We start from the raw sequence: 15771 nt of genomic DNA, 5'->3' as shown, positions 1-15771 counted from the left end.
TAACATTTTCCATGTTAAAAAAAATAATAGACAGGCCTGTACTGGCTACAGTTATCTCCATTGTATTGGTGATATTAGGTGTCATAAGTCTTACAAGATTATCGGTAACAAGGTTTCCAGATATTGCACCACCAACAGTAATGGTAAGTGGTACTTATCCCGGAGGAAATAGTGAAACCGTTATTCGTTCTGTAGTAACACCACTAGAGGAACAAATAAACGGGGTTGAGAATATGCAGTATATAAAATCTACTGCGAGTAATGATGGATCTTTTTCTATCAGTGTAATTTTTAAACAAGGTGTAGATCCTGATCAGGCTGCGGTAAATGTGCAAAACAGAGTACAACAAGCAACACCAAAATTGCCGCAAGAAGTTATCAGAATGGGGCTTACGACCTCTAAGCAGCAAAATAGTATGATTGTTATTTTTAATCTTTATACAGATGATAATAACAAATACGATGAGTTGTTTTTGCAAAATTATGCCAACATCAACTTGGTTCCGCAAATAAAGCGAGTTCCAGGAGTAGGTCAGGTTCAGATTTTTGGACAAAAAGATTACTCTATGCGAGTTTGGCTTGACCCACGCAAAATGGCAAATGCGGGCTTAGTACCATCAGATATAAGTCAGGCAATTGCAGATCAAAGTTTAGAGTCGGCTCCGGGAAAATTAGGAGAAGAATCAAAGTCGGCTTTAGAGTATGTTATCAGATATAAAGGAAAGAAAAATAAGCCAGAGCAATATGAAAATATTGTGGTTAAAACTGATGGGAATAATATTTTAAGACTTAGAGATGTAGCGAGAGTAGAATTTGGTTCAATTTCTTATAGTGGAGACAATAAGTCTAGCGGAAAAAACGCCGTTACAATGGCGATATTACAAACATCAGGTTCGAATGCAAACGACATTGAAATCGGGATTAATAAAGAAGTAGAACGTTTATCTAAATCTTTTCCTCCAGGTATTAAATACGTTAACGTAATGAGTACCAAAGAAAGACTTGACGAAGCAACAGGACAGGTAAAATCGACATTACTAGAAGCTTTTATTCTGGTTTTTATAGTAGTATTTATATTCCTGCAAGACATTCGCTCGACGATTATCCCAGCTATTGCAGTTCCGGTAGCAATTATAGGAACGTTTTTCTTCTTGCTCGTATTTGGATTCACCATAAATATTCTAACACTTTTTGCTTTAGTTCTTGCGATTGGTATTGTGGTCGATGATGCCATTGTGGTGGTTGAGGCCGTGCATAGTAAGATGGAAGAAGATTCTGGGCTTTCCGCCAAAGAAGCTACTCATAGTGCCATGACAGAGATTACAGGAGCGGTTGTATCGATAACACTGGTAATGTCGGCAGTATTTATTCCGATTGGATTCATGACAGGATCATCAGGGATTTTCTACACGCAGTTTGCTTATACACTTGCTATTGCAATTATCATTTCGGCAGTAAATGCACTTACGCTTACACCAGCATTATGTGCACTTTTGTTAAAGAACGACCATAATGGTAAACATGGAGGAAATGATCATAAATCAGGATTTAAAGAACGTTTTTTCGTAGGATTCAATACAGGGTTTAACAACTTAACGGGTAAATATATTAAAGGAGTTCGTTTTCTTATAGGCAGAAAATGGCTTGCAGGAGGATTAGTTGTTGGGATAAGTACTATTGCTATCGTAATGATGATGTCTACACCTAAAAGTTTTGTGCCAATGGAAGATGATGGCTTTATGCTTTACAGTTTATCGATGCCTCCGGGAACAGCATTAGATCGTACTACAGCAGTAGTTGAGAAGATTGAAAAAGAACTTTCGACAGTAGAAGCTATTGATAATAATACCAGTATTACAGGTTTTAACATTCTTAGTAATAGTGCCAGTCCTGCCTACGGATTAGGGTTTATAAAATTAAAGCCTAAAAAAGAGAGAGGAGCGGTTAAGGATATTGATGAAGTACTAAATATGGTTACGGGCAAATTATCGGGTATAAAAGAAGGTTCGATTATGGTACTCAGAATGCCTCCTGTAGAAGGATTTGGTGTAACAAGTGGTGCCGAGATTGTGCTTCAGGACAGAACAGCGCGTGATCCGGCTACATTAAAAGCGATGACTGATAAAGTGATTGGGCAAATTATGCAACAACCAGGAGTACAATACGCCTATACTACATTTAGAGCAGATTATCCGCAGTTTGAACTAGAAGTAGATGAGGAGAAAGCCAGCCAAATGGGAGTTAACATACGTGAACTTTTAAATAATATCCAGACTTATTTTGCAGGAGATCAGTCGGCAGATTTTACAAGATTCGGAAAGTTTTACCGAGTTAATGTTAAGGCAGATGGTATTTTTAGAACAGACCAAGACGCGTTTAATGAAATATTTGTTAGAAATGCAAAAATGGAAATGGTACCAGTAAAATCTCTTGTTAAGCTTCATAAAGTTTATGGGCCAGAATCTGTAAACCGTTACAATCTTTACAACTCGGTTAATATTACTGCGGTAGCCTTACCAGGATTTAGTAATGGAGAAGTTATGGGTAATCTGGAAAAAGTTCTGGATAAACTCCCATCTGATTATAGTTATGAGTGGACAGGATTAAGTCTTGAAGAGAAAGAGGGAGGAAATCAGACTATTGCCATATTTGGGTTATGTCTTCTATTTGTTTTCTTTTTATTAGCTGCACAATACGAAAGTTATTTATTGCCTCTTGCAGTATTGCTTTCTATCCCAACAGGTATATTAGGAGCTTTTGCGGGAGTTAAAGCAGTAGGGCTTGATAACAACATTTATGTTCAGGTTGGTTTAATTATGTTGGTCGGGCTTTTGGCCAAAAATGCTATTCTTATTGTAGAATTTGCGCTTCAAAGACGTTATGCAGGTCTATCTATTACAGAAGCGGCTATCGAGGGAGCCAGATCGAGATTGCGACCTATTATCATGACATCTCTAGCTTTTATTGCGGGTATGATACCATTAATGTTTGCCACAGGAGGAACAGCAGTAGGAAACAGATCTATAAGTGTAAGTGCGGCTATAGGAATGTTTAGTGGCGTTGTTTTGGGAGTTTTTGTAATTCCGTTACTTTTTATACTATTTCAATATTTACAAGAAAAAGTATCGGGTAAGAAGATTGTAATTAAAAATATAAAAGAATAATAATGAGAGTACTATATAAAATTGGAATTTCTTTATTTGCGGGTGTTTTACTAACATCCTGCGTAGTAGGGAAAAAATATTCTCGCACAGATTTAAATGTTCCCGAAAAATATCGTGAAGAGGTAACACTAACCGGAGATACTATTTTACATCCCTGGAAAAATTACTATAAAGATCCATTGTTGGTTGATTTGATAGAGAAAGCCCTCGTTAAAAATAACGAGGTGCTTATCGCTATAAAAAGCATGGAGCAGCTAGACCTTAATTACAAACAAGCAAAATTAGGTCTATTACCAACGCTTGATTTTGATGCAAATGCGAGCCGCAGTTATCAGTCTAAAAACTCACTTAATGGTTCTTTGAGCGCACAGTTTACCAGTAAGGATTATATGGACGATTATAATGCCAATATTCAGTTGTCTTGGGAAGCAGATATATGGGGGAAAGTAACGATGCAGAAAAGAGAGGCTAAAGCCAATTATTTTGCTCAAAAAGAGAATCTTTCGGCTTTAAAAACCAGAATTATTGTTCAGGTTGCGCAATCGTATTATAATCTTTTAGGATTGGATGAACAACTTAAAATTGCACAGAAAAACATCGAATTAAGTGATAACACTTTAAATATGATGAAGCTGCAATATAATTCGGGAGCAATTAGTTCCTTGGCACTTTATCAGACTGAAGCTCAGAAAAAAACAGCTGAGTTATTGGTTCCTTTAGCGAAAGCAAATATTGCAGTTCAGGAAAATGCATTGCAAATTTTATGTGGAGAATATCCGGATAGCATATTACGATCCGGAAATCTGGAAGTAGCAGAATTTGATGTTGTTTTGCCTTCAGGGATTCCAGCCTCACTTTTGAGTCGAAGACCAGATGTAAAAGCTGCCGAATACGCTGTTATGTCTGCTAATGCTAAAACAGGATTGGCAAAAGCTACCATGTATCCAACACTGAGTTTGAGACCTTCAATCGGAAAAAATTCATTTGAGTTTGATACTTGGTTTAATTTTCCAGGTTCAGTTACTAAAACTATTGCAGCTAATTTGGCACAGCCAATATTTAGAAAACGTGCTTTAAGAACTGCTTATGAAGTTGCGATTATAGAACAGGAAAAAGCAGTTATTCAGTTTAAGCAATCCTATATAACTGCTGTTGGAGAAGTAAATGATGCCATGTCTCAATTAAAATATGCCGATGAACGCATGGAACTTGCGACAGAAAAAGCAGTTTCTTTAGACAAAGCAACTTCTGATGCAACATTACTATATAAAAGCGGCATGGTAACTTATCTAGATGTTATTGTTGCCCAAAATGGTGCTTTACAAAATGACTTAGATGTTGTTAGTATAAAGTTAGAAAAACTAAATGCTGCAATAAATTTATATCGTGCTTTAGGCGGCGGAGTGCAATAGATAAGTAAGTCGAAAGTTTTAAAGTCATAAAGTCAAAAGGACTAATGTTAATTAAAATTGTTGAAAGTCAACGAATTAATCGTTTTTATTTTTTCTATGATTTTAAAATATGACATTACAATGTGATTGTTACTTAGTTGTTAGGCAAAAAATAATCCATCATCTTTATTATAATTTATAAGGATGATGGATTTTATTTTTCTCCCATTTTACAAGGGTTGCAGCGTGTTTTTGATTTTATTTGTTCAAATTTCAGCTATATTAAAAACCAAATCGAATGTTATGTCGTAAATGCTTTTATAACTAAAAAATTAAATCATGAAAACGAAAAGCATTTTAGCAGCAGCATTTTTTGCATTAGTATTTGGAGCAACTTCTTTCGCTCAAAAATCAGTTATGGTTGGTGGAGCAGCAATGTACCCAAACAAAAATATTATCGAGAATGCCGTAAACTCAAAAGACCACACCACATTAGTAGCAGCAGTAAAAGCAGCTGGTTTGGTAGAAACATTAGAAAGTAAAGGACCCTTCACTGTTTTTGCTCCAACAAACGAAGCATTTAATAAATTACCAAAAGGAACAGTTGAAACATTACTAAAACCAGAAAACATTAAAACGTTGCAAAATATTTTGACCTACCATGTTGTGGCTGGAAAAATGAATGCAGCCGATATTGCCAAAGCAATAAAAATGGGTGGAGGTAAAGCAACATTAAAAACTGTAAGTGGTGGGACACTAACAGCTTGGATGAAAGGAAAAGATTTGTATATAAGCGACGAAAGCGGTAATAAAGCTAAAGTGACCATCGCAGACGTAAACCAATCAAATGGTGTAATTCACGTAATTGATACGGTATTATTACCAAAAAAATAAAAGCACTGATTGTCCCAATAATCAAAAAAAGTCCTGTATGTTGTACAGGACTTTTTTGTATTTATTAGGAATGCATAGGTAATTGTCCCAATGAGGCATGTTGTTTACTGCAAATTTTTCAGGCATCCTCTCTGTTGTTTTTGGAATTTTTATAAATCATGATAGATAATTGCTCCAGCGGAGTAACATGTTTATAGCAAATTTAAAGAGGTTTGGGTAAAAGCTACAGCGTAGCGATATTTTGGGTTTTATTCAGATTGCTATATATGCCACCCCGATGGGGTTATTTTTGATTACAATTAAAATTGCTATAAATATAGCGTCCCGCTGGGACTTTTTTTATTAATATTTTTTTAAAAAAAAATAGATATTATTTCAATAAACGAAGAGCAGTCTATACTTTTCGAACGGCCTCTTTTTGTATTTATTAGGAATGTATAGATTTAATCTAAAGCACGTTTTGTAACGTAATAACGGTAACCAATTATTGCCATTTGCCATTTTTTGGCTTTTGTAATATCAAGTCCTCGCTTGGTAAAACTTGGTAAAATCAATTTGTTTATCTGAGCTAGAATTTTATACATAAGAGTAGGATTTTTTTCAAAGATATAAAAAAAGACTTTGTAGTGTTACAAAGCCTTCTTTCATTGGATTCTCAAATATTATTTTACTAAAAGTTTATCTATTTTGGTTAGCATTTCTTTTGCATTTGCATTTTCTGGCGAAAGCGCTAAAGCTTTTTGATAAGTCTGTTTAGAAATCTCAAGTTGACCATTATTAAAATAACTTTCGGCCAGGCTATCAAATGCATTTCCTGATTTAGGATTTTCTTTTGCATTTAATTCGAATACTTTTATAGCATCATTTATTCTTCCGTAATTCATTAAAGTATAGCCGACAACGTTTAATCGGTATTCAAAATTCCATTCAGGATGATTCTTTTTCAAGGCAAGATAATTTTGCTCAGATTTAGCAATATCTAATTTTAAAAAATCTTGTGTTGTCTTTTCGTCAGCCAATAAATAATCATCGATTAAGGTTTTATCTACAATTCCTGCTACATGATTAATTACTTGAGACTGTACATATAAATTGTCATATTTATGCCCATTGGATAAAAAGATAATTGTCATATCGTTTTTAACGAACTTTCTAAAAGCAGTTTCATTGCCTCCTGTAAAACCATATGAAAGAATTTTGTTTACAGGGTAAAAGTCCCATCCATATCCAAAGTTTTCATCACTTTTAGTGTATTTAAACGGCTCCCACATCGAATATTTTGTTTCCTTTTTTAAGAAAGTATTCTTATCCAGATTTTCATTCCAACGAATAAATTCTGGCAACGTTATATTTAAACCATTAGCAGAATGACCATCAGAACCACTGTTTAAAGTGTTTTTCACATACTTTTTAGTTTTACTGTCATAGTTATATCTAAACGCACTATTAGGAAAGCTTTTGCCAAAGTCTGATGAAAAATAAACACCTGATTTTACTCCTGGAAATTGATTTTTTAAGATGTATTCTTCAAAAGGTAAACCAGTTATTTTTTCAATAATCTTAGCAAGAAAAAAATAATTGGTTTGATTATAACTGTATTGTTCTCCTGTTGCAAATTCCATTGGTTTGGTTGATAATATTGCAATTTTTTTATCATAAGGTAAAGTAATCGGAATATCTTCGAACATTACAATATCTGGCAAACCAGAAGAATGAGACAATAAATTAGCAACTTTTATCCCTTGCCATTCTTTTGGGAGATTATCCAGATATTTTGATATTGGATCTTCCAGCGATAATTTTCCTTTTTCTATAAGTTGAAATATCCCAACATTTGTAATTAATTTTGTTGTAGAGAAAATCTTGAAAGCGGTGTTTTTATCTACTAGTTTATTATCCTCAAAAGAAGCTGTACCATAGTATTTTTCATAGATAACTTTTCCGTCTTTAATAACAGCCAGCGCCACTCCGGGAATTTCATTTATTTCGATTACTTCATTAATGTAAGTATCGATTTTTTGCTTTATTTCCTTTTGATTACTATCTGCTTTTTGACCAAAACAGATGCTAAAAACGAGTAGAAATATTGAAATTAAAAATGTTTCTTTCATAGTAACAATTAAGGGGTGATGCATATATTATTATGATTTTTGATTAGAGATGGATGGCGTTTTTTATTTGGATTTATTTTCCTTTTCAAATTTTCGCATTTCCTTTTCATGGTTCTTCATCTCTTTTTCATATACTTTCATCTCTTGATCGAAATTCTTCATTTCCTGATTAAAGTTTTCCATTTCTTGATTAAATTTCCCCATTTCCTTATCGTAAATAGCTTGACGTTTTGCCATTACGGCTTCTACTTCTTTTTCGTAAGCTGACATATTTGGTTCAAAAGCATCCATCTTCTTCTGAAATTCTGCCATTGCTTTGTTGAATTTTTGCATTGCTTTTTCATCATTTACATCTTTTGGATGTACAGGAGGTTTAGGCATTTTAGACATGTCAATATTTGCAACAGGCATTGGTCCTTCAGGAAATTCTGGAGCATCAGGTGGTGTTGGAGGCGTAGGAGGTGTAGGAAAATCTTCATCGTTATTATAACTTTCGGCTCCTTCTGAACTTTCACTTAGAGTTACAGGCTGATGAGTTTCTTTGCCAGTTTGCAAATTAATAGTTTCGGTACCATCTTCATTTTTTATTATAACAACACCAAAAGGTTTTATGGCTTCGTTACCGCTAGTTTGCATGATTTGCGATTTACCATTCTTTCTTTTTATGTCAACTCTTATTCCAGTTAATTCATTATCAGAATTTCTTGTTACTTCTGTAAATGCAACAATTACTTCATGATTTGCTTTTAATTTTTGTACAATTTCATCTAATTCTTTATCAGTTGTATTCTTTTTAATTTTGTACACAAATACATCCTTCGCGTCAGATTTTGTATTTATAACAATATCTTCTTTCGCTTCTTTTTGTTCTTTTTCCTGGGCAATAACTTTAACTTGAAATAAGAATACAAATGCTCCTAATACGGGAAGAACTAAGGCATACTTCCAGTAATTTTTCTTTTTTGATTGATTTTTGTTTAACATGACGATTCGTTTTTTGATTAATGATTGATAAAAGTGATTGGTGATTGCAACACAATTTTCATGTGTTGTTATTTTTAAAAGCGTGTATTGATACGCTTTTTTGTCGGTAATTTTTTTCAAAGCTTCAGCATCGGCAATGAATTCTAAGTTTTGCATAATAGCTTTCTTGTACAACCAAACGATTGGGTTAAACCAGAATACGATACAAAATATCCTAGTTATCAATACGTCGGTAGTGTGATTTTGTTCGCTATGAATTTTTTCATGTTCCAGAATATTCTCCAATTCGCTCGTATTGTACAGTGATGAGTTGTACACGATATAATTGAAGAAAGAAAACGGAGCAATATTCTCAGAAACATCTACAAACTTAAAATCGGCTTGGTTTTGAATGGTTTGTCCTTTAATAACCTTTCTAAGGCTATAAAAGTCGAAGGCAAATTTTAATAATAATAAAGTGATGATTGAAACATATAATATAACGAGACACAGGTTTAAATGTGTGTCAAACCAACTCTGCTCTACAGGAACTGTTTTAATTGTGGTATTTAAAGAAGAGGTAAAATTGGTACGAGTAGGAGCAACCCAAACTATTTTGGTGTAAACTACAAATGGCAATACAATCGATGTGATTAATCCCGATAATAAAAACCATCTATTGCTATTAAAGAAAGTTTCTTTTCGCAATAAAATGTAATACGCCAAATAAAACAAGGTGATTAGTCCGCTAGTTTTAAGAATATAGATAAAAATTGCTTCCATAAATTATTATTTTTTGTTTTCTATCATATCTAAGATTTCACGTAACTCATCGGCCGAAATTTTTTCTTCTTTGGCAAAAAAGGATACCATATTCTTATACGAACTATTAAAATAATTATCAATTGCGGTACTCATAAAGCGCTTGCTATATTCTTTTAGAGTTACTACAGGATAGTATTGGTGTGTGTTTCCAAAAGGAGTATGTGCTACAAAACCTTTTTCTTCTAAGTTTCTTACAATGGTCGATAGGGTGTTGTAATGCGGTTGATCCTCGGTAATTTCTGCTTGGATTTCTTTTACAAAAGCTTTATTCAACTTCCATAAAATGTGCATTATCTCTTCTTCTTTGTTGGTTAACTTTTGCATGTTTTCTAATTTTAATTCAAACTTACAACTAATTTTATAGTTACACAACTATAAATGTAGTTATTTAACTATTTTTATAGTTAGTTATAAAATAGATAGATGCAATTAGAAACGTATTTCAGGTTTAAGATATTGTTTTACAGTGATTTAATTTGTTTTCAGGAAAGGGTTTTGTGTTGTTACAAAATGCTATTTTCTTTTTGTAATTCTTTTTGAATCCAAATACAACATGCGGTTGCAGCCAATCCGATAGTTCCCATTATAAACCAATTAGACTGATATCCTAATCGGGTAATGAATTCAAAACCTACTTTAGAACTAATTATATGCGCCAGACTAAAACTCATGGTGTATAAGGCCATGTATCGCCCTTCTTGACCGCGAGGGGCTCTGCTTAAAGCAAAAGCATTAGAGAAAGGAAAATTCAATATTTCGCCCACCGAAACCATAATCATTGCAAACACAAGTACTCCAGCCCAAACATTAATTAATAATAGATAGAAACTAGAGGCCATAAGTAATGTTCCGTAGGTAATTATTTTTATTTTCGGGAAAGCTTTACGTTCTAAATAACTTACTAATGGCATTTCTAATGAAAATATCATAAGTCCATTTAAGGTCATTAATAGCCCCGTTTGTAATTCGCTTAAGCCAAATTTTTCATTGTGATATAAAGGTAAAGTGGTAAAAAGCTGGAAGAAAACCATTGCAGTTGCAAAACTCACAAATAAAAATACCCAGAATATCTTATCTCTAAATACCGATTTTGGTTCGCTTATTATATCATGGCTACTATCATAAACTGGTTTTTTCTTCTCTTTTACTAATAATGCAAAAATTGAAATCGAAAGAATACAAGAAGCTCCATCTACCCAAAATAATCCCTGATAACCAATTCCCATAATAATTAAACCTCCTAATGCAGGACCAGCAGCAAAACCAAGATTTACCGCAAGACGTACCAATGTTAAGGCACGGGTTCTATTTTCGGGTTTGGCATAAGCACTAAGGGAAACATACATTGCAGGGCGAAACATATCGGCAACAGTCATAATAGCAAACATACCCAAACACAATGACCAGAAAGTGGTTATGTATTGCAAAAAGAATAGGGCTACACCACTGGTAAATAAGCTAAATACCATTATTTTGTAAAAACCTATTTTATCGGATAGTTTACCACCAAGCCAGGAACCCAACATAGATCCTAAACCAAATGCTACCATAATCCAGCCCACTTCGTTATATGTAAACTGAAGATCTTCTTTTAAATACTTGGATAAAAAAGGGAGAACCATAGTTCCTGCACGGTTAATAAACGTAACAAGTGTAAGTATCCAAATCTCTCTAGAAAATCCTTTAAAATTATTAATATAGCGTTGAAAGGCGGTGATTAGCATTATAAATGGGTTATATATGCAAAGTTATAAAACTTTGTAACTTACAGACTTTGTTGCTTTGTTACTTTTAAACTATTTTTGCTAAAATTTATACGATGAAAAACCTAATTCTATTTTTGACGCTTTTGGCTTTAAATTTTGGTATTGCCCAAGAAAAATTTGATCGTGCTGCTGCCGAAAATTTCCAAAAGACAATTAATGGAGAATATGCAGATGCAAAGACGAGTCCGTTATTGCCAGAAGATTTAAAAACATTCCATACATTAGATTTTTATCCAATAAATGAAAAATATGCTGTTGTGGCTAAATTTGTGAAAGCCAAAAAAGAGAAACCTTTTGAGATGAAAACTTCTACAGCCAGAAAGCCAATGTATATAAAATACGGAACCGTATATTTTACCATTGATGGAGTAGACTTACAATTAAATGTATATCGCAACATCGACCTTTCTAAAAAAGATGAATATAAAGATTATTTGTTCCTTCCATTCTCGGATTTAACCTCTGGGAAAGAAACTTATATAGGAGGAAGATATATTGATTTAAAAATTCCAAAAGGAAATACAATCGTAATCGATTTTAATCAGGCATATAACCCATATTGCGCTTATAACCATAAATATTCTTGCCCGATTGTACCTTTAGAAAATGATTTGAACGTGGCGATTGAAGCAGGCGTTAAAAAGTTTCATGATTAATGCAATTTTTTAATTTCCATACACATAAATCAGCAAATCATCCAGATGTTCTGGATTTAGTAAATCAATATCCTAATGAATTTGACGCGACTATTCCGTTTTATTCTATCGGGATTCATCCTTGGTATATTATAGAAGATAGGGTTGAGGCTGAATTGGAAATTATAGATAAAAAACTGGCTGCAGCAAATTGTCTTGCCGTTGGCGAATGTGGTTTGGATAAGCGAACAGAAGTTTCGTTTGAATTACAGAAATCAGTTTTTGAAAAACAATTACTTCTAGCCGAAAAGCATCAAAAACCAGTCGTGATTCATTGCGTAGCAGCGTTTCAGGAAGTAATTGCTTTAAAGAAAAAACTAGGAATTACTGTTCCTATGATTATTCATGGTTTTTCTAAAAATCAGCAAGTAGCCAAGCAACTTCTGGATAATGGATTTTATATTTCTTTTGGAAAATATCTAATCAAGAACCCTGATTTGGAAGCGGTTTTTAAAAATATTCCCAATAATCGATTTTTTTTAGAAACGGATACAATCGAAGAAACGATAGAAATAGTGTATGCTTTGGCAGCAAAATATAAAAACATAACAATTGAAGAATTACAGCAGCTAATATCAAGTAATTTTGCAACTGTTTTTAATAAACAAAAATTGGATTTTTAAACTTCAATAACATTAAACTTTAAACAAAAAATATATGGCAGAGTGGACGGAAAGAGCCGAATTATTATTTAAAAAAGAAGGATTAGATAATCTTAAAAATTCACACGTTCTTGTAGTAGGATTAGGAGGAGTAGGGTCTTTTGCAGCAGAGTTTTTGGCAAGAGCTGGAGTAGGAACAATGACAATTGTAGATGGAGATGTAGTAGATATTACAAATATAAACAGACAATTGCCAGCATTACACTCGACAGTTGGGCAACCTAAAGTTACAATTGTTGGGGATCGTTTGATGGATATTAACCCAGAATTAAAACTAATACGTGTTCAGGAGTTTCTTTCGCCAGAGCGCGCTTTTGAGATAGTTACTGAGGAGTTTGATTATGTTTTGGATTGTATCGATAGTGTTACTCCAAAACTAAATTTGATTATTGCTGCCAAACGCAAACGTGTAAAAATTATTAGTAGCATGGGAGCAGGTGGAAAGATGGAAGCTGCAAAAGTGAAAGTAACAGATATTAGCAATACTGTAAATTGCTATTTTGCAAAAACTATCCGCAGAAGATTAAAAGAAGCCAAAATTGATAAATTGAAAGTAGTTTTTTCTTCAGAAATTCAGGATGAATCAAGTTTAAAAATGACTGACGGATCTAATTTCAAAAAATCATTTTATGGTACAAACAGTTATATGCCAGGATTATTTGGTTTATACGCAGCCGAAACCGTGATTCGTTATTTGCTTAAAAAGAGTAATTAAGTAATTAAGTATTAAGTATTAAGTATTAAGTATTAAGTATTAAGTATTAAGTATTAAGTATTAAGTATTAAGTATTAAGTATTAAGTATTAAGTATTAAGTATTAAGTATTAAGATGTTCATTAATTTACTTTGAGGTCTAATAAGAGATATAGTAAATAAGCTATCTCGTAGTAAATACTCTAAATAATATTTTAGCGTAATGTAAAACCTTTGAACCTATATAGACGCACTGCGGTGCGCCTCTACAGAAAACCTTTGAACCTTTGTTACTTAGTGCCTCAGAACCTTAGAAAAAAAGAAATGATAAAAACAGTAATTTTTGATATGGACGGTGTAATTGTAGATACAGAACCCGTACATTATTATGCTTACCACAAACAATTTGAAGAATTAAATATTGATGTAACCGATGAGGTTTATGCTTCGTTTACAGGATTTTCGACTCGAAATACGTTTCAGAAACTAAAAGAGACTTTTGTGATAGAGCAAGAGGTGGAAGATTTGATTCAGAGAAAAAGAACTATTTTTAATGATGCTTTCGATACCAAAGAAGATTTATACTTGCTAGATGGTGTTGAGGATTTAATTAAAGATTTATATGCCAATGGGATGCAATTGATTCTGGCTTCATCGGCTTCTAAAGTTACTATCGAACGTGTTTTTACTCGTTTTAATTTGTATCAATATTTTACAGACATCGTTAGTGGAGAAGATTTTCCTCAATCGAAGCCTAATCCGGCTATTTTTCTGCATGCAGCATCGTTGTCTAAAGCACCTAAAGAAAATTGTATTATTATCGAAGACAGTACAAATGGAGTAAAAGCTGCAAAAGGAGCAGGGATATATTGTGTGGGATATAATAGCGAGCATTCTAAAATGCAAGATTTATCTGATGCAGATATAATTATCAACCATTTTGATGAATTAAACTTTGAAAAAATAGTAAAAATTAAGTCTACCATTAGGTAATTATTAACAATTAAAACTAATTGAATTCGTAATTTTGAGGAAACAAAAAAACTATATATAAATGAAAAAAATACTTATTGCCCTAGCAATTGTTATTGCTCCATTTGTTGCCGAAGCACAAATGAAAACACCTCAATCGAGTCCTAAAGCTGTTGTAAACCAAATTGTTGGTTTGACAGATCTAGAAGTGGTTTACTCTAGACCTGGTGCTAGAGGTAGAGCAGTATTTGGTAATTTGGTGCCGTTTGGTAAATTATGGAGAACGGGTGCTAACGAAAATACAGTAATATCATTTAGTGATGATGTTGTAATTGACGGTAAAACATTGAAAAAAGGTAAATATGCTATTTATACTATTCCAAAAATTGAAAGCTGGGATGTTATTTTTTACTCAAAAACGGATAACTGGGGATTACCAGAAAACTGGAATGAAGCTGATGTAGCTTTAAAAACTACAGTAAAAGAAGAGGCTTTAAACAAAGCTGTTGAAACGTTTACTATCGGAATCAATAATTTAGATCCTAATTCTGGAACTATCGATATTGCATGGGAGAATTCTTCTGTATCAGTAAAATTTGAAGTTCCTACAGATAAAATTGCTTCAGAAAGTATCAAAAGAGTATTGGCTGGACCAACATCAAATGATTATTTTAACGCTGCACAATACTTTTTTCAAACTAAAGGAGGCGATATCGCTAAAGCAAGAGAATATGTTGACAAAGCATTAGAGTTAAGCGCTGATAAACCATTCTATTTTTACAGACTTAAATCATTAATCCAAGCGAAACAAGGAGACAAAAAAGGAGCTGTTGAAACTGCTAAAGTTTCACTTGCTGCTGCTGAAGCTGCTAAAAATCAGGATTACGTAAAAATGAATAAAGACAGTATTACTGAGTGGAGTAAATAATAATTTATTCTATCTTAATTTAAAAATCCCATTTCGGAAATATTCGAAATGGGATTTTTGTTTTGAGTGGTTAGATGCTTTTATTTATATAAAAGTTCTTGAGGATATTCTTCTATTAAATCACGTAAAATGTAATCATAATAAGCCTTTGAGTATTTAGGATTTTTCGCTTTCATGCTATCTATTTCCTGTAATGTTTTATCTCTGCCATTAAGATATAGTTTCATGATAAAATATTGTGTATACAGTAAGGAATCGTTGGGAGTACTTGTAATTTTATATTAAATCGATATTTTTATAAATATACTTTTTCGAAAGTTCCATATCTTTCTGATTGTTTAAAGACTTAATTAAATTACTGGTAATTTCTTTTTGATATTTATCGAGTATAGTATCCTCTTGTAATAATTTTTCTAATTCATCATATTTTTTCATGTACATTAATAGGGGTAAGACTAACTCTTTGTTATCGTTGGTAATACCTTCTTCCTTATAAATTGTATTCTCATTTAATGATTTATAACTCTTTTCGAGAAACTTTTGATTCTTTGTTTTATAATATTCAGTTAAATACTGATTTGCTATTTTAAGCGAATTAGTATCGTTTAAATTATCTTTTTTATTACACGATAATAGTATTACACAGCTTATTAAATAGATTAAATTTTTCATAGTTTATTTGTTAGTCTAAATAAATTTTTAGTCTA

At 32.8% G+C, this 15771-nt stretch carries 15 protein-coding genes; 8 read left to right on the top strand and 7 right to left on the bottom strand.

From position 1 onward, the window contains the following. The first annotated feature begins 11 nt into the window (after positions 1 to 11). The 3 genes from AC3IPI_RS20015 to AC3IPI_RS20005 all read left to right on the top strand — a co-directional run bounded on the left by AC3IPI_RS20015 (position 12) and on the right by AC3IPI_RS20005 (position 5449). Entirely contained in the window at positions 12 to 3164 is a 3153-nt protein-coding gene (locus AC3IPI_RS20015) for an efflux RND transporter permease subunit (RefSeq protein WP_489155214.1), read from the top strand. Positions 3165 to 3166: 2 nt separating this feature from the next. Then, positions 3167 to 4576 carry a TolC family protein gene (locus AC3IPI_RS20010; protein WP_323489362.1) on the top strand — a complete coding sequence of 470 codons (1410 nt, stop codon included), beginning with the start codon at positions 3167 to 3169 and terminating at the stop codon, positions 4574 to 4576. Positions 4577 to 4894: 318 nt separating this feature from the next. Continuing rightward, a complete protein-coding gene (locus AC3IPI_RS20005; protein WP_039115355.1) occupies positions 4895 to 5449 on the top strand; it encodes a fasciclin domain-containing protein in 555 nt (184 codons plus the stop codon). A 443-nt stretch (positions 5450 to 5892) separates the two neighbouring features. On the opposite strand, the gene AC3IPI_RS20000 is transcribed toward AC3IPI_RS20005, so the two are convergent. From AC3IPI_RS20000 to AC3IPI_RS19980, 5 genes are all read right to left on the bottom strand, one after another. Beyond that, positions 5893 to 6033, bottom strand: coding sequence for a hypothetical protein (locus AC3IPI_RS20000; RefSeq protein WP_039115357.1), 141 nt, complete (start codon positions 6031 to 6033; stop codon positions 5893 to 5895). A 78-nt stretch (positions 6034 to 6111) separates the two neighbouring features. Continuing rightward, entirely contained in the window at positions 6112 to 7560 is a 1449-nt protein-coding gene (locus AC3IPI_RS19995; protein WP_489155211.1) for a serine hydrolase, read from the bottom strand. A gap of 63 nt (positions 7561 to 7623) precedes the next feature. Then, entirely contained in the window at positions 7624 to 9306 is a 1683-nt protein-coding gene (locus tag AC3IPI_RS19990; RefSeq protein WP_489155209.1) for a M56 family metallopeptidase, read from the bottom strand. 6 nt (positions 9307 to 9312) lie between these two features. Continuing rightward, the gene (locus AC3IPI_RS19985) at positions 9313 to 9672 is read right to left on the bottom strand and encodes a BlaI/MecI/CopY family transcriptional regulator (protein ID WP_035621639.1); all 360 of its coding nucleotides are present in this window, start codon (positions 9670 to 9672) and stop codon (positions 9313 to 9315) included. Positions 9673 to 9851: 179 nt separating this feature from the next. Then, on the bottom strand, positions 9852 to 11072 hold the full coding sequence (locus tag AC3IPI_RS19980) for an MDR family MFS transporter (protein ID WP_489155208.1): 1221 nt from the start codon (positions 11070 to 11072) through the stop codon (positions 9852 to 9854). A gap of 95 nt (positions 11073 to 11167) precedes the next feature. Between AC3IPI_RS19980 and AC3IPI_RS19975 the strand changes: the two genes are divergently transcribed. The 5 genes from AC3IPI_RS19975 (at position 11168) to AC3IPI_RS19955 (ending at position 15064) form a co-directional block, all read left to right on the top strand. Beyond that, positions 11168 to 11770, top strand: coding sequence for a DUF1684 domain-containing protein (locus AC3IPI_RS19975; RefSeq protein ID WP_489155207.1), 603 nt, complete (start codon positions 11168 to 11170; stop codon positions 11768 to 11770). Further along, on the top strand, positions 11770 to 12432 hold the full coding sequence (locus tag AC3IPI_RS19970; protein ID WP_489155205.1) for a TatD family hydrolase: 663 nt from the start codon (positions 11770 to 11772) through the stop codon (positions 12430 to 12432). The genes AC3IPI_RS19975 and AC3IPI_RS19970 overlap by 1 nt, the downstream gene beginning before the upstream one ends. 34 nt (positions 12433 to 12466) lie before the next feature. Then, positions 12467 to 13186: a tRNA threonylcarbamoyladenosine dehydratase gene (locus AC3IPI_RS19965; RefSeq protein ID WP_489155203.1), complete on the top strand. Its 720-nt coding sequence runs from the start codon at positions 12467 to 12469 to the stop codon at positions 13184 to 13186. A 302-nt stretch (positions 13187 to 13488) separates the two neighbouring features. Next, entirely contained in the window at positions 13489 to 14157 is a 669-nt protein-coding gene (locus AC3IPI_RS19960; RefSeq protein ID WP_039115367.1) for an HAD family hydrolase, read from the top strand. A 61-nt stretch (positions 14158 to 14218) separates the two neighbouring features. Next, a complete protein-coding gene (locus AC3IPI_RS19955) occupies positions 14219 to 15064 on the top strand; it encodes a DUF2911 domain-containing protein (RefSeq protein ID WP_489155201.1) in 846 nt (281 codons plus the stop codon). Between the two features lie 80 nt (positions 15065 to 15144). Here the strand turns inward: AC3IPI_RS19955 and AC3IPI_RS19950 are convergent, their stop codons facing one another. Next, positions 15145 to 15291 (bottom strand): hypothetical protein, encoded by a 147-nt coding sequence (locus AC3IPI_RS19950; protein ID WP_489155199.1) that lies wholly within the window; start codon positions 15289 to 15291, stop codon positions 15145 to 15147. A 49-nt stretch (positions 15292 to 15340) separates the two neighbouring features. After that, on the bottom strand, positions 15341 to 15736 hold the full coding sequence (locus tag AC3IPI_RS19945; RefSeq protein ID WP_489155197.1) for a hypothetical protein: 396 nt from the start codon (positions 15734 to 15736) through the stop codon (positions 15341 to 15343). Positions 15737 to 15771 lie beyond the last annotated feature (35 nt).

It is taken from the genome of Flavobacterium sp. GL_143, assembly GCF_057834355.1.
The sequence above is the reverse complement of the archived record's forward strand: the minus strand, read 5'-3'. Positions and strand labels throughout refer to the sequence as shown.

What these genes read in the sequence shown, in the direction of transcription:
- AC3IPI_RS20015 (WP_489155214.1), top strand. Translation starts at nt 12, where the DNA reads ATGTTAAAAAAAATAATAGACAGGCCTGTACTGGCTACAGTTATCTCC.
- AC3IPI_RS20010 (WP_323489362.1), top strand. Translation starts at nt 3,167, where the DNA reads ATGAGAGTACTATATAAAATTGGAATTTCTTTATTTGCGGGTGTTTTA.
- AC3IPI_RS20005 (WP_039115355.1), top strand. Translation starts at nt 4,895, where the DNA reads ATGAAAACGAAAAGCATTTTAGCAGCAGCATTTTTTGCATTAGTATTT.
- AC3IPI_RS20000 (WP_039115357.1), bottom strand. Translation starts at nt 6,033, where the DNA reads ATGTATAAAATTCTAGCTCAGATAAACAAATTGATTTTACCAAGTTTT.
- AC3IPI_RS19995 (WP_489155211.1), bottom strand. Translation starts at nt 7,560, where the DNA reads ATGAAAGAAACATTTTTAATTTCAATATTTCTACTCGTTTTTAGCATC.
- AC3IPI_RS19990 (WP_489155209.1), bottom strand. Translation starts at nt 9,306, where the DNA reads ATGGAAGCAATTTTTATCTATATTCTTAAAACTAGCGGACTAATCACC.
- AC3IPI_RS19985 (WP_035621639.1), bottom strand. Translation starts at nt 9,672, where the DNA reads ATGCAAAAGTTAACCAACAAAGAAGAAGAGATAATGCACATTTTATGG.
- AC3IPI_RS19980 (WP_489155208.1), bottom strand. Translation starts at nt 11,072, where the DNA reads ATGCTAATCACCGCCTTTCAACGCTATATTAATAATTTTAAAGGATTT.
- AC3IPI_RS19975 (WP_489155207.1), top strand. Translation starts at nt 11,168, where the DNA reads ATGAAAAACCTAATTCTATTTTTGACGCTTTTGGCTTTAAATTTTGGT.
- AC3IPI_RS19970 (WP_489155205.1), top strand. Translation starts at nt 11,770, where the DNA reads ATGCAATTTTTTAATTTCCATACACATAAATCAGCAAATCATCCAGAT.
- AC3IPI_RS19965 (WP_489155203.1), top strand. Translation starts at nt 12,467, where the DNA reads ATGGCAGAGTGGACGGAAAGAGCCGAATTATTATTTAAAAAAGAAGGA.
- AC3IPI_RS19960 (WP_039115367.1), top strand. Translation starts at nt 13,489, where the DNA reads ATGATAAAAACAGTAATTTTTGATATGGACGGTGTAATTGTAGATACA.
- AC3IPI_RS19955 (WP_489155201.1), top strand. Translation starts at nt 14,219, where the DNA reads ATGAAAAAAATACTTATTGCCCTAGCAATTGTTATTGCTCCATTTGTT.
- AC3IPI_RS19950 (WP_489155199.1), bottom strand. Translation starts at nt 15,291, where the DNA reads ATGAAACTATATCTTAATGGCAGAGATAAAACATTACAGGAAATAGAT.
- AC3IPI_RS19945 (WP_489155197.1), bottom strand. Translation starts at nt 15,736, where the DNA reads ATGAAAAATTTAATCTATTTAATAAGCTGTGTAATACTATTATCGTGT.